A 13116-nucleotide genomic window follows, 5' to 3' on the forward strand; every position below is an offset into this window, starting at 1 on the left:
AGCATTCTATAGTTAAGTAAATGCAATTAGGTATAATAAAGAGTATTAAAGATATTTATTGCGTAATAACAATTTACCGTTATTGTGGAGTAAGAGGAGGGAATGGGACTGTGTTATATAAATTTAATTTTTTGTAACTTGTAGTTATATTTAAACAATGTGTGTGTAATTGTCTTGCAACTTTTGGTTTTGAGATAAGTAGCAAGAGCTAAGAAGACCTGTAAAGTTTCTAAAATTGTTTTCTGTCCTTTTGTATGGGTTTTAGCTCCTATTGTTTGTACATTATGTAGCAGGTCAAATAACTTAATTAATAGTAACTCTTTTTTCTTCTACCGATACAATATTTTAACCACTTCTGCTGCACTAATTTTTTTATCCTTTTTAACTCGTGTTAAATCTTCAACTTGACCTGCGATTTTATTGCCAAACTCTTTTACTATCATTTCTTTAGTAAGTAGCGTATCTTCGATACAGTCATGCAATATTGCAGTAATAATTATATCAGTGCGACATGAATAATCTGAAACCATATATGCTACTTCTAAAGGATGTGAGTAATAGAATTCTCCTGTTTCTCGCTTTTGCTTGCCATGATATTTTTTAGCAAAATAAATTGCTTTTTTAATTTTATTAAGATCAACTTTGTTCTTAGAAATCTTACTTGTGAATAGGAGCTTAGTTAATAGTCTTTTGCTGCATCGGCAATTTGATAGATCGTTCATTTTTACTTTTCCTAGCTCAAGATCTATACCTTCAGGTAAATTTAGCTTTGCTATAATAGGACCTATAGTTTTTTGATGATTTTCTTGATTTCTTGCCATATACCTACCATATTCTACACTTAACTATTTTATTTAAGTGTAGCAAGTCAATCACAATAATCAAGAAAATCATTATTATTTAGTAATACATAATCATCAAAACCTTATAAACATTATTTATCATAAATCAGATCGTCAAGAAGAGGTAATTTAACTGGTATGTTACAGACAATAGTAGTACTTTTACCTTTTTCGCTGGTTACTTCAATCTCTCCACCCAATTCACCAATTAGGCGTTTTACAAAACTTAATCCTGATTCGCGTCTATTATATTGCATAGCAACATCAAATTTATCAATCTTTTCATGAAGATGTTGCCTGATTTCTTTAGATAGACCTATGCCACTATCATGCACTATAAATTGGCATACCATTTCTCTATTTTGTTGTTCTGATTCTGATAATGCAGGACTAATAGCAAACATGTTCACTGTTACTATAACTTTACCTTCTTTAGTAAACTTAATAGCATTATCTATTAACTGCTCTAATATTGCTCCTATTCGATAAGTATCACTAATTATAGTATTTGTTAAATCATACTGAAAATTACAAGATAAATTTAACCCTTTACGCTGAGCTATTGGCATTGCTTTATCAATAATCTTATTTACTAGCTGTTTTGGATCAAACTTATTTAAAACTATAGGAGGCAAACCAGAATTACTCTGTAGATAACTAAGTATATTGTTATAATAATCTAGTAATTCTTCAGCACAATTTACTACACTAGCTAAATAATCCTTTTTTTCAGGATTATCTTCTATTTCATAAAGAGCTGTTACTAATGAAAAAATCCCGTTACATGGAATCTTTAATCCATGTATTATATTTTGCACCACATCTCTTTTAAATAACTCGGACTCTTTCAATTTATTATTTGCTTCTTGTAATTCTAATTTATACTTAATTATATCAGTATAATTTGTGATCTTCGAGTTAATGATATTTTCTTCTTGCTGATATGGTATTAATGTGACAGATATGGGAGATAATTGAAGATTCCAATTAGTTTTAGTAAGATTTGCAATATTGTGATTATCTTTTGGTTGATTTTGATTATTAATTGTCATAGCATTGGCGTTGTTGCGTGGTGCGATTTTTACCGTCATTGCGAGAAGAATTACGTAGTAATTCGACGAAGCAATCTCGTGCCAAAGTCCTGAGATTGCCGTGCTCCTTTTAGTCGCTCGCAATGACGAAAAACCGCACCGTGTAAGCAAGCTTTTTTATAAAATAAAAATCTAGAATACTATAAGTTAAAGCTAATCCTGTGTGATTTCAGCAAGTCTAGTAAATAGAGCGTCAATCATATCTAGCTTTTTTTTTGAATAGTGAGTAAAGAAGAATCATTAATGTTTATTTGTTTTAATAAATCTATTCCCATTTGTTCAGGATCAAGATGCATATGTGTTTTGAAATGTTTTGCTGCTTTATGATTTAAAAATATTGATCCTAGTTTTTCATAAAATATAGTAGCACAAGACTCTATTACTAAATGTACAAGGACGGCTTTTTTCACTATCTCCAAGGGTCATCATTTTTAGCGTAAACTAAGAATCTAAGGCCTCAAAAATAGAATCTGTAGTTTCTTCATTATTTTCTAGATTTTGGAATAATTCTATATTATGTCCAAATTCATCGGTAAGATGCTCCCATGCAAGTTGTTGAAATTCTTTTGTTTCAGAAGACACTACTCTTGCTAATATCATTTTTTGAAATTCGTCTGACCAAATCCGAAAATGTTTAAGAAATTTATTTTTTCATAGCGTACTCTCTAACTTAATTTTAAATAGTTTGTTTTTTTTAATTGCTCTTTAATATTGTTCATTATCCAAAATTAAACGATCTATAATATTTATTTAATTATCAATTTTTAAAACCATATGTGTATTTATAGATGAATATGAATTGTAAGATCATAATGTGTATGCAGTAAATATATAAAACATTGCGACTTATCCATTTTAGATTTATAGCTATTTTTTGTGAATAATCGCTTAGGATCATTAATATATAGGTAATTGTTAAGGAAGTGAGGTTTAAAATTAAGTCAGTATTTGAAAAATTAAACTCATTAAAGGAAATCGCAAGAGTAAAAAGAGTTGAATGCACAAAAGAAGCAAAAATTGCTATAAAACAGCAAAGTTTTAAGTTTGCCTGCTCATGTTTTGAAATAAATCCAAGTATCATTGTAGCAATTACAAGAGTCCCGTAATCAATCAAAGCCCAGCTAATATACCACAATAGTACCATTATAATTGCATGACAATAACCGCTATAGAAAAAGCGAGTTAAAGCATTACGAAAATAATAAATATACCATTGCCCTAAATAGATAGAGATTAGAATATTTGTAGTAAGCAACTGTTTAAATAGTACAGTGGTATATATTTGTAATAAAATACCGAATATTATTATATGGGTTTTTGGTTTATCATGAAAATTATAACCGGCAAAAAAGCAAAATACTGGCATAGCTGTACGACCTATGATTCGCATAATCGTTAATTCAGGATATAGATATAAACCTACATGATCAATGATCATGGCTATAATAGCTAAGGCTTTTAGCCAATCCTGATAATTTGATTGGTGCTTATTTCTTGTTATTATCATAATTAACCGCTTTTAATAAATATGCCGTGCCGAAAAATGCTCCCATTCCAACTGCAATTGTACTACCTAGCATACAGACTTTAATCAGTAAATATTCCGAATAAAAATACTCTAAATAATAATGCTTTATTAAAGCAATTATAATAGACATTAATGTACAGCATAACAAAATTTTACCGCAGAAAAGTTTTATACCGGCTTCTATATGAAGCTTATTTTGTTTTGTAGTATAGCTATATAATAAACCTAGATTATACCAAGCTGCAATAGATGTACCGACTGCAATACCGATATGTTTCAAAGAATCCATTAATAATAGGTTCATGCCGGTATTAATTATTATTGAAAATAAGGTTATTTTGAGCGGTGCTTTAGTATCTCCGTTAGCATAAAAAATAGGAGTTAAAATTTTTGCCAAAATAAAAGCAGGAAGCCCAAGTGCAAACGCAGAAATAGCCTCAGCTGTATTTGTAGTATCTTGGCTCGTGAATATTCCTCTTTCATAAATTATATTAATAATCGGATGAGATAGAATTATAATACCGAATGTAGCAGGCAACGATAATAATAATCCCATTCTAATAGCATTATTCTGTATTTTTTTTGCAGCTACTATATCATTTGATTTATAGATTTTTGACAGCTCAGGTAGCAATATAGTAGAGAAGCTAGTACCTATTATTGATAGAGGAAATTGATATATCCGGTCGGCATAAGATAATATAGAAATAGCACCTTCAATAAAGCTAGCAATAGATTGGGATATGAAAAGGTTTAATTGCTGTATGCCGGAGCTAATGGTTGCCGGTCCCATATTAATCAAAAGCTTTTTTACATCGGGATCGCTTGGGTTAAAAATTATCGGAAAGTTTAAATCCGCTCTTTTCACACAGACAAACATAAAAGAAACTTGTAATATTCCGGCCATTATTAAAGATAAGCTAATTGAGATAGTAGACTCTATATAATGATCAAATGTTAAAGTAAAAATTATTACGCATATACTTAAAATAACCGGTGCAAAAGCAAATGCAGCGAATTTTTTTACAGAGTTTAATATTCCGCCAAGTAGAGCCGTTAATGAAACAAATATTAAATAAGGTATTGTAATTCGGCATAAAAATACCGTAAGCTCAAACTTTTCTTTTTTACCGTGAAATCCAGGAGCAATAAACAGCATTAATTGTGGCATGAAGATTTGCATTAATGCTATTATTACTATTAATGTCAGAAGTAAAAGGGTAAAAACCTCACCTGAAAAATTATTAGCGGCTTTCTTAGAAATAAGCATTTTTTCATTATAAATAGGAATGAATACGCTTGATAATGCTCCTTCTGCAAAAATTCTTCTAAATAGATTCGGTAGTTTAAAAGCAACATTAATGCTATCACCCATAGGCGTAGAACCGAATAATGATGCGATAAACTGTTCACGCACTAAGCCAAATATGCGAGAAATTAATGTGAAAAAAGCTACTACGATTCCTGAACGAAATAATCGACTTCTTGCATAACTTGCTTCTAAAGGTAATTTGTGCGTCAATCCGGTACTCGCATCCTCACGTACTAAAGTGTACGTTGCGGTGCTGCGTTCCGTGTTTCCTTCAAATTCCTCTTTATTAGCTACGTTATGCAAGAAGTCGGTCACTGTTGTTTTTTATCTTATTTTTCTGATGTCATTCCCGCGGGGAGGCGGGAATCCAGTAAAACTTATAAAAACAAGTTTTTATAGGTTTATTTTGTTAATTAATGTGTAATTGTTGAGATCGGGATTAAGGCTACTTTTTCTGGATTCCCGCGGAGGCGGGAATGACATCAAGCACCATGCAAGCAACATCATGAATTTTTATCCCTAGCTGACCCTATCTATTCCTTCATTGATTAAAGCGTCTGCTTTTGATTTATTTTCCCATCCAGTAACTTTAACCCATTTACCTTTTTCTAAATCTTTATAATGCTCAAAGAAATGCACGATACGTTTCTTGAGTATGTCACATAAATCATCTAGTTCTTTAATATGATCGAAAGTAATATCGAGCTTAGAAGTCGGTACTGCGATTATTTTCTCATCAAACCCTGATTCGTCTTCCATCATCAATACGCCGACTGCTCGGCATTTTATAACCGACCCAGGCACTACCGGATGATGAGCTACGACAAGTACATCTACCGGATCACCGTCATTTGAAAGAGTATTAGGAATAAAACCGTAATTGCATGGATAGCTCATGGTAGTTTGCATAAAGCGATCAACAAAAACTGCTCCTGATTCTTTGTCAAATTCGTATTTGATTGGACCGCTATTCATCGGAATTTCGATAATTACGTTTATTTCGTAATTATTTGCTTTTGCTTTGATTTTATCTATAAACATGTTTTTATTTATTTGGTTTAGTTATTTTTCGTCATTGCGAGGAGAATTACAACGTAATTCGACGAAGCAATCTCAGGCCTATTTTATTAGATTGCCGCGTCGCGCCGCTCCTCGCAATGACGTTGTTATTTCGGAGGTCTGTAATTCTCATCATGCTTTGCAAGTAATTGTCTTGCTATAAATTTCCCGTTCGACAATTGCCCGATGGCAATAATTCCTTGTCCTTTACGAAATAGAGCCGGAAGGGCTCCTTGATATAATATCTCTAAATCCTTAATATTATCGGTAATAACAAAACTTATCTTATCATCAGCAATTTTATTTATTGAGTCTGTTTTAACAAGCCCACCGACTCTTAACTCTTGGCCTTGTTCTATTTCATTAATTTTTGACGGCGGCAAAAAAAATACTATATTTTTCTCTAAATTGTAAAGTATTATACTAATTCCTAAACATGCTGAGCAGAAACAAATAATTATTGTTATTAATCTATTTCTTACTCTCTTTTGCATTAAAGTTCTGTTTATTTTTCAATGAATTGTAATTTAAAAAACTTACAATTAACAATATCGCTAAGGTTAAAAAGGTAAATAAATACGCTACCGATATATAATTATTCATTTCTTAAAAATTCCATAATTTCCTTAGGTGAAGAATCGAAATAGAAATGTTTCAGATATTTTCCGTTTGCATCGATTAAATATGTAAAAGATGAATGATCAAGCATATAGTTCGGGTTGTCATCATCACCATGCACACGAGCATAGAAAACCTTGAATTTATCAGTAACATCTTTTATTTGCTGCTCGTTACCGGTAAGACCTATAAATTTCGGATGAAAATGTTTTAGATATTCTTTAAGTGCTATAGGAGTATCACGTTTTGGGTCAATAGTGATAAACACAGGTAGAATATCTATTTTATGTTTATTTAAAATTTCTACCATCTCCGTCATTTTATTTAGAGAGGTTGGACATATATCAGGACAACTAGTAAATCCAAAGTAAATGAGGCTTAAGTTGCCTTTCAACTTATCACTATTAAATATCTCTCCATTTTGGTCTATTAGTTCAAAATCACCGCCGATTTTTACGTTATCTTCATAGATATTAACTTGACCGGCAAGCGGTTTTTCAGGCGTTCTTAAAGATAACAACAAATATAATGCTCCTACTCCTATTAATAAGCTAATTACGATAATTATTTTTATAACATTTGACTGTATTTTCATAAGATATTATCCATTTTTGTGTTGTCATCCTAGCTGGTCCTGCTGTATGGCTCTGATGTCATGCCTGCGAAAGCAGGAATCCAGAGAAAAGTGAAAATGTCATCCCGTGGCTTGACTACGGTATCTTGTATCACACCGTGTCCTGAGATCCCGCAATCAAGTTGCGGGACGACATTAAAGGTTACTGGATTCCCGCTTTCGTGGAAATGACATCAGAGCCATACAACAAAGTCTACTCTTTTACACAAGCCCTAATTTTTTAGGTTTAAAATATTTTACCCAAATATCTATTAACAATTTAGTAATGATAATCGCGGAAAACATTGAAGATATAATCCCGATCGTTAATGCAACGGCAAAACCTTTGATTGCACCTACTCCAAATATATAAAGTAAAAAAGCAACGATTAAAGTAGTTAGGTTAGCATCAAGGATAGTGGCAAACGCAGATTCAAAACCGGTTCTAATAGCATAAAGATTAGAAACTCCTTTATGCAGCTCCTCTTTAATTCTTTCGTAAATCAATACATTAGCATCAACAGCCATACCCATAGTGAGTATTATTCCTGCAATTCCCGGCAGAGTTAAAGTAGCTTGGAAAAGTGAAAGTAAAGCTAAAATATATAACAATGCAAGGCTTAATGCTATATTGGCAAATAAACCAAGCACACCGTAAGACCAAATCATAAATATACACACTGCTATAAATCCTATAAGTCCTGCCTTTTTGCCCGACTCTATAGAATCAGCACCCAAATTTGGACCTATACTTCTCTCTTCAATAATTTTAAGTGGGGCAGGAAGCGAACCGGCTCGCAATAATAGTGCAAGCTCATTTGCCGACTCAACGGTAAAATTTCCTGTTATTATACCGCTTCCGCCCATAATCGCTCCGTTTATCGTTGGAGCACTTAGTAATTTATTGTCTAAAACTATAGCAAGGCGTTTACCGGTATTATTTTTGGTTATTTCACCAAATATTTTACTACCTAAATTGTTGAAAGAAAACGCAACTACCGCTTGCGAATTTTGGTCAAAAGAAGCTGAAGCGGTTGTAAGCTGATCCCCACCCAAAACAACTTTTTTCTTTATAACGACATAATACGCCCCATGACTTTCGCTATCTCCCTTAACTAGCATTGAACCTACTGGAACATGTCCTTTTAACGCTTCTTCGATATTGGCATTTTCATCAACTAAATGAAAAGTTAGCTTTGCAGTTTTCCCTAATATATTCTTCAGGTAAGAGGGATTTTCTTCACCGGGAACTTGCAGTAATATATGCTTATCGCCTTGTTTCTGTAGGGTCGGCTCTTTAGTGCCGGTACTATCAACTCTCATGCGAACGATCTCAATAGATTGGTCTACTACCTTATTAAGTAAGTCATTTAATCTAGACTTGCTGTAGCTAAGCTTTATTTTATTTTCATTTACTTCAGCGATAATTTCTGAATCGATTTTATTAATTATTTTCTTTAACTGCTTTAATTTCTCAGGCGATCTTACTTCTAATTGAATGCTATTTTGTCTAACTAACAGATTTTTATAGCCGATTTTATCCTCACGAAAATTTTTGCGTAAAGTGTCGGCAAGATTTTCCATTGAATCATTTAAGTAAGTGTCAAAATCAACATCGAGTAATAAATGGGCTCCTCCTTTAAGGTCAAGTCCTAGATTGACTGAATCATGAGGCAGAAACTTAGAGTTTACCTGCATGAAATTAGGTAAGGCACAAATAACCGCAAAAACCGTACATATAATTGCAAGAAAAATTTTCCACTTAGGAAGATTTTGCACCGCTTACCTTCTTATCTTTTTTATTGTTTTCTTTTTTTACTGCTACTTCTTTTGTACGACTAGTTATATCGATAATAGCACTTTTTAAAGCTTTAATACGTACGTCTTTCGCTATTTCGATTTCAATATTATTGTCATTTTCACTTACTTTAGTCACAATACCGTAAATGCCGCTATTTGTTAGAACTTCTTCGCCTTTTTTAACTTCACTTACTAATTTCTCTCTTTCTTTGCGTCGTGTTTCTTGCGGACGTAATAATAAGAAGTAAAATACAGCAAAAATTAAAACCATCGGTATTAAGCTTGTTAACCCCGATTGTAAAGAATTTGTTTCTACAGGCACTACCTCAGTTTCCTGTATTTCTATAGTGTCGTTATTATTTGCCTGATTATCTTGCGTATTTGCTGACATATGTAATTTCCTAATTGTTGCAATAGTCTTCCTGTATAACCTCTTTCTAAAAGTAGTTGGTATACCTTTGATATTTCAAGATTTGGTACGTCAAATTTTGGGCTTCGCCTTTGCTCACGTAGTTTTCTACGTTCCGCAGGCTCACCACTTATTTGGCTTCCAACTTTTGAAGTATCTGTGGTATACATCAACCCAGTACTTGCATCTCACGTACCTTTTTGTACCCTGCGGTGCTGCGTGCCGTGTTTCCTTAAAATTTCTCTTTATAAGATAGGTTATGCACTAAGTCTAATAAAATAAAAATAGCTACCTAATAGTTTTAATGCAAGGGTAAAATAATAATATTAAATATATTTTATACTAATATAAGTTATTACAAAACCGATAAATGGCTATTTTTATGACAGTTATAACTACTAGAATTTCTAATGAACTAGATATTATACTTTCTAATGTTGCTAAGGAAATCGATAGACCAAAAGGATATATTATACGTAAAGCAATAGAAAGTTATATAGAAGAAAAAGCAGATTTATTAATTGCTTTGTCTCATATAGAAAAGGAGAAGAAGTAATTTCATTAGAAGATATTAAGAAAAAATATGGTTTGGAAGATTTTATGATAAACTTACTGATGTCATTTGCAAAATGACGTTGTTGCTTAGCTCGAAAAACATGCTCTATGTCATTCCCGCCTACGCGGGAATGACATAAAACGGAAAAAATCACTGGAGCGGGTGAAGGGATTCGAACCCTCGACTTCGACCTTGGCAAGGTAGCGCTCTACCCCTGAGCTACACCCGCTTAAATAAAATAACGGCGTTTTAATGTAAAAAGTTTAAGGGGATGAAAATTAATTACATATAAAACGCCTTAGTGCTTTTTAATCTAAGCGGATCTGAATATAAGTAATTATAAGATAAATTGCAAGTATTAAATTAGAAATTTATTGGCATTGCTAAATAAAGATAGATTATTTAATAAATTAACGCCATTGCAAGGAAATTACAAAGCATATTGACTAAGCAATCTAGTTAAAACTCTGTAAACTAGAATTTTTTTTTATTATTTTTTTAGATTGATACGCTCCTTTCAGTCGCGCAGCTCATTACGCACCTGTCTTGAGTTAGCCATGCTATAAAATCTAATTTTGTTAAATTGACTTTTATTTTTATATAAAACAGTATAGTTCTTTATTAATTTTAACTGATCTGTAAATAAAGTATGTGAAGTTATGCAAAAGAACAAAAAAGTTTAGCCCGTAATCAAAAAGAAGCAATAGGGCTACTATCGATAGGTACGTTTCTTGAATATTTTGATCTCATGCTCTATGTACACATGGCGGTCCGAGCTATTTGTTCCTGAAGTCGATGCACGAGCGGCTTCTCTATATTCTGCCATTGCATATTGTGCAACATATGTATTTAGACCTATCAGTGCTTTAATATTCGGTTGGATAGGAGATACTATAGGTCGTAAGGCAACGGTCATTATTACAACTTTTTTAATGTCGCTGTGTTGTCTTATAATGGCTAATTATAAAAACTTATGCCAAAATTGGTATTATGGCGACTTTTGTAGTAACTGCGTGTTGTATCGCTCAGGGGATGTCCTCTATAGGGGAGGTAGTAGGTGCCGAACTTTATCTAACTGAAATGACAAAAATTCCTCAACGTTATTGGGTTGTGACTTCGCTTGTTGTTTTTGTAACTTTAGGTGCAACCGTAGCATTGGCGGTAGGAACACTTGTTACTTCTTTTGGACTTGATTGGCGTATTGCATTTTGGTTTGGAGCAGCTATTGCTATAGTTGGTGCTGTTGTAAGGACAAATCTTAGGGAGATTTCAGATTTCATCGATGCAAAAAGACGAATAAAGAACACTGTAGCACAAGCGGGGATAGATAGTAATCGGCTAAAATCAAGCCCTATTTGGAGTGAAAAAATTAATAAACCAACAGTAATAGCTTTCTTTTTTATACATTGTGGAGCCCCGTTATTTATATTGTTTATATTTATTGCGGTAATATGCTAAAAACTCATTGAATTACAGTGCTGCTTAAGTAATTCATCAAAATTTTATTGTTTGTGGTACAGAATTAATAGGTACAATAATTGTGACTTATTTGGTTTGTAAAATACATCTTTTAAAAGTCCTTAAAGTAAGATTAATAATATTTTCTATTGTAGCCATTATGTCTCCTATCTTACTAAATAATATTTCAAATACTATAGCATTACTTTTATTCCAATTATTTATTGTAGTATTTGCCCCTACTACTTTTCCAGCAGGTGCAGTGTTTTATGCAAGATTTCCAGTATTAAAACGTTTTACATGCGGTAGTTTTATATTTGCTTTATCACGAGCTTTAATGTTTGCAGTTTCTTCTTTTGAAATAATGTACTTGATAGATTATTTTAATCACTAGGGATTATTATTCTTGATTATTCCAATTCTAACTGGTTATACATTTGGAGTAAATCATTTTATAAAGTTACAGGAAGAAGCAGAGAGTTATTATTAGAAAAAGCTTTTTGTCTTTCAAGTTCAATATTAAAAACTTTTAGGCATAACTCAGCAAATTCTCGTTCTAGTTTATAATTTATATTAGCAGCGACCAAAAGAAAATTTATTAAAGTCTCTTCAATAATTTTTCTAGCTTTCTTAGGTGATTTAACTCCCAAAGTTTGCACATTATGAATTCAGTCAAATAATTTTATTAATGCCGTATTGTATCTTTTCTCTTTAATTAATAAGTTTAGGCTTTCTCCGCTACTTATCTTTCCGTAAGATTTAATTCTAGTTAGACCTTCTACGTGTTTTGCTACTTCCGGTCCAAAAATTTCGGTAATTGCTTCTTCAGTTAATTCAGTGTCTTCAATAGTATCATGAAGTAAAGCGGCTGACAGCATAATAATGTTATAAAGCTTAGGTGCTTCTTCAGCTACAAATTCAGCAAGCATAATTGTTACCCAAATCGGGTGCGGATAATAAGGATCGCCTGATTGATGCATTTGAGAACCGTGTTACGTGCATAGTAGATACCTTTTTTGATTTCAAGGATATCTATCGGATTTTCTACTTTAGTATTTAAATATTCGAGTTTATCAAGTAATTTTTTACTATAAACACAAATTTCAAACTTTTCTTTCCAAGAGCTTATATCTTCCATAAAAGTTATTTCTTATTTCATTATAATTTGTAGGCTATTAATTAAAAAATTAGGCATTGCCTAAAAAAAGTTGATAATTTGAAAAGTTTACATCATTGCCACGCTCTTTGCAGTCGCTTAGCTCATGACGATATCAACCGTTTCGAGGAAATGCCAAAAATTGCAGTAATAAATAGCTGCAGATTAGGTTCTATGAAGGAAAATTAAATTAATCTATTTCTGCTATTGTTTGCTGTAAATCATAAGATTTTTTTGAAATGGGAACAACTATTACTGCAAAAATCTTATTAATTGTCGCTAAAAAATATCTGAAAATATAAATAATTTAATTTTCCTTTATAGAACCTAAAGATTATTGTTATATTATTTTAAATATTAATCCTAAAGTCAAAATATAACTATGTCAAACCGTAATAGTTTAGAAGTACAAGAGTACGCACAAGCTAGCGCCTTAAAATAATACTAATCTAACTGCATCACAGGGTTAGTGAATACTAACTGTTGCAAATTTATTGTTCAAAGAGTCAAATATTAATAATAATCAGAATATACAAAGAGATAATAATATATCTTATGAGAATAATATTACCGACTTTGAAAATCAGGATACAAGTTGTGGTATATGTAAATGTCTTGGAGCTATAGCTATTGTTTGCTATAATGTGTATGTATTTTTATTTGAATAAACACCA

At 32.0% G+C, this 13116-nt stretch carries 12 protein-coding genes, 1 tRNA gene and 6 pseudogenes; 5 read left to right on the forward strand and 14 right to left on the reverse strand.

Annotation, left to right across the window (positions count from 1 at the left end; translation table 11 throughout):
• Positions 1-79: 79 nt before the first annotated feature.
• From A3305_RS07070 to A3305_RS07120, 11 genes and pseudogenes are all read right to left on the reverse strand, one after another.
• Positions 80-821, reverse strand: a pseudogene (locus A3305_RS07070) (HD domain-containing protein).
• Positions 822-934: 113 nt separating this feature from the next.
• On the reverse strand, positions 935-1894 hold the full coding sequence (locus A3305_RS07075) for a sensor histidine kinase (protein ID WP_014392327.1): 960 nt from the start codon (positions 1892-1894) through the stop codon (positions 935-937).
• Positions 1895-2086: 192 nt separating this feature from the next.
• A pseudogene (locus tag A3305_RS07080) lies at positions 2087-2632 on the reverse strand (hypothetical protein).
• A 58-nt stretch (positions 2633-2690) separates the two neighbouring features.
• A complete protein-coding gene (locus A3305_RS07085; protein ID WP_014392328.1) occupies positions 2691-3440 on the reverse strand; it encodes a TraX family protein in 750 nt (249 codons plus the stop codon).
• Entirely contained in the window at positions 3421-4983 is a 1563-nt protein-coding gene (gene murJ, locus A3305_RS07090; RefSeq protein WP_410524385.1) for a murein biosynthesis integral membrane protein MurJ, read from the reverse strand. Before murJ ends, A3305_RS07085 begins: the two co-directional genes overlap by 20 nt.
• Before the next feature lie 309 nt (positions 4984-5292).
• Positions 5293-5814, reverse strand: a complete 522-nt coding sequence (gene ppa / locus A3305_RS07095) for an inorganic diphosphatase (RefSeq protein ID WP_014392330.1) — start codon at positions 5812-5814, stop codon at positions 5293-5295.
• A gap of 125 nt (positions 5815-5939) precedes the next feature.
• Positions 5940-6326 (reverse strand): cytochrome c maturation protein CcmE, encoded by a 387-nt coding sequence (gene ccmE, locus A3305_RS07100; RefSeq protein ID WP_014392331.1) that lies wholly within the window; start codon positions 6324-6326, stop codon positions 5940-5942.
• Between the two features lie 101 nt (positions 6327-6427).
• Positions 6428-7045 carry an SCO family protein gene (locus A3305_RS07105; RefSeq protein ID WP_014392332.1) on the reverse strand — a complete coding sequence of 206 codons (618 nt, stop codon included), beginning with the start codon at positions 7043-7045 and terminating at the stop codon, positions 6428-6430.
• A gap of 240 nt (positions 7046-7285) precedes the next feature.
• Positions 7286-8842 (reverse strand): protein translocase subunit SecD, encoded by a 1557-nt coding sequence (gene secD, locus A3305_RS07110; protein ID WP_014392333.1) that lies wholly within the window; start codon positions 8840-8842, stop codon positions 7286-7288.
• Positions 8826-9254, reverse strand: coding sequence for a preprotein translocase subunit YajC (gene yajC, locus A3305_RS07115; protein WP_014392334.1), 429 nt, complete (start codon positions 9252-9254; stop codon positions 8826-8828). The genes secD and yajC overlap by 17 nt, the downstream gene beginning before the upstream one ends.
• Positions 9206-9445, reverse strand: a complete 240-nt coding sequence (locus tag A3305_RS07120) for a palindromic element RPE5 domain-containing protein (protein WP_014392335.1) — start codon at positions 9443-9445, stop codon at positions 9206-9208. Before A3305_RS07120 ends, yajC begins: the two co-directional genes overlap by 49 nt.
• A 197-nt stretch (positions 9446-9642) precedes the next feature.
• Here A3305_RS07120 and A3305_RS07125 point away from each other — a divergent pair.
• Positions 9643-9905, forward strand: a pseudogene (locus A3305_RS07125) (DUF6290 family protein).
• 77 nt (positions 9906-9982) lie between these two features.
• Here A3305_RS07125 and A3305_RS07130 read toward each other — a convergent pair.
• Positions 9983-10057, reverse strand: a tRNA-Gly gene (locus A3305_RS07130).
• A 483-nt stretch (positions 10058-10540) separates the two neighbouring features.
• Positions 10541-10744, reverse strand: coding sequence for a hypothetical protein (locus A3305_RS10830; RefSeq protein WP_014392337.1), 204 nt, complete (start codon positions 10742-10744; stop codon positions 10541-10543).
• Between A3305_RS10830 and A3305_RS10835 the strand changes: the two genes are divergently transcribed.
• The 3 genes and pseudogenes from A3305_RS10835 to A3305_RS10845 all read left to right on the forward strand — a co-directional run bounded on the left by A3305_RS10835 (position 10653) and on the right by A3305_RS10845 (position 11776).
• Entirely contained in the window at positions 10653-10907 is a 255-nt protein-coding gene (locus A3305_RS10835) for an MFS transporter (RefSeq protein ID WP_226984073.1), read from the forward strand. The genes A3305_RS10830 and A3305_RS10835 overlap by 92 nt on opposite strands.
• Positions 10819-11286, forward strand: coding sequence for a hypothetical protein (locus A3305_RS10840; protein ID WP_014392338.1), 468 nt, complete (start codon positions 10819-10821; stop codon positions 11284-11286). The genes A3305_RS10835 and A3305_RS10840 overlap by 89 nt, the downstream gene beginning before the upstream one ends.
• Before the next feature lie 148 nt (positions 11287-11434).
• A pseudogene (locus A3305_RS10845) lies at positions 11435-11776 on the forward strand (proline/betaine transporter).
• Here A3305_RS10845 and A3305_RS07150 read toward each other — a convergent pair.
• Positions 11739-12424, reverse strand: a pseudogene (locus A3305_RS07150) (HD domain-containing protein). The pseudogenes A3305_RS10845 and A3305_RS07150 overlap by 38 nt on opposite strands.
• A gap of 400 nt (positions 12425-12824) precedes the next feature.
• Here A3305_RS07150 and A3305_RS10850 point away from each other — a divergent pair.
• Positions 12825-13110 (forward strand): annotated as a pseudogene (locus tag A3305_RS10850) (hypothetical protein).
• Positions 13111-13116: the final 6 nt, after the last annotated feature.

Origin of the sequence: Rickettsia amblyommatis, from assembly GCF_002078335.1 — a bacterium.
Lineage (GTDB): Bacteria > Pseudomonadota > Alphaproteobacteria > Rickettsiales > Rickettsiaceae > Rickettsia > Rickettsia rickettsii.